The following is a 1,118-nucleotide window of genomic DNA, read 5'->3' on the forward strand; positions in this document are numbered from 1 at the left end:
TCCAGCCAGTAGGGGGTGTGGTCGAAGGCGTACGTCGGCAACTCGACAGCAGGCACCGGCGGCAGGATCGCCCGCCAGTCGAACTCCACACCCTGCTCCCACAACCGCCCCGCCGCCCCCAACACCGACGCACACTCACCCCGGCCCTTACGCAACAACGGCACCAGCACAACCTCACCGTCGCCGACACACTCCCGCGCCATCGCCGTCAGCCCACCACCCGGCCCCACCTCCACAAACGCACCCACACCAGCCCGCACCGCCTCACCCACAGCAGCAGCGAACAACACCGGCTCACGCACCTGACGCACCCAATACTCCGGCCGCCCCAACTCACCCGGATCCGCCACCCGCCCCAACAACGTCGACACGACCCCGAACCGGGCCTCACCGAACCCCAGCCCCTCCACCACCGACCGGAACTCATCCAGCATCGGATCCATCCGCGCCGAATGAAACGCATGCGAAACCCGCAACCGCCGCGTCCTGAACCCCCGCTCCTCACACGCCGCAACCACCACCCCAACCGCATCCGCATCCCCCGACACCACCGTCGAGGCCGGACCATTCACCGCCGCCACCGCCACCCCGGCACCAGCAGCCACCACCAACGGCTCCACCACCTCCACCCCGGCAGCCACCGACACCATCGCCCCACCCACAGGCAGCCCCTGCATCAACCGACCCCGAGCAGCCACCAACACACACGCATCCTCAACCGACAACACCCCCGCCACATGCGCCGCAGCAATCTCACCCACCGAATGCCCCACCACCACATCCGGCACCACACCCCACGACTCCACCAAACGAAACAGCCCCACCTCCAACACGAACAACGCCGCCTGAGCCCACACCGTCTGATCCAACAAACCCTCAACACCACCCAGCCCGAACATCACCTCCCGGACCGAACCACCCACCAACCCGTCCAACACCCCACACAACTCATCAACCACCCCCGCGAACAACGACGACCCCTCATACAAATCCCGGCCCATCCCCGCCCACTGAGCCCCCTGACCCGCGAACAACAACCCCACCCGCACACCCTCACGAGCCACCACACCCCCCTCACCAACCACCGACTCCAACCCCGCAACCAACTCCCCCACCGA

General features: G+C 67.3%; 1 protein-coding gene. It reads right to left on the reverse strand.

The features are described 5' to 3' along the window. On the reverse strand, positions 1-1,043 hold a 1,043-nt coding region (locus GTY47_RS18910; protein WP_158688489.1), incomplete at its 3' end, for an acyltransferase domain-containing protein. Positions 1,044-1,118 lie beyond the last annotated feature (75 nt).

Origin of the sequence: Streptomyces sp. SID5464, assembly GCF_009862985.1 — a bacterium.
Lineage (GTDB): Bacteria > Actinomycetota > Actinomycetes > Streptomycetales > Streptomycetaceae > Streptomyces > Streptomyces chartreusis_D.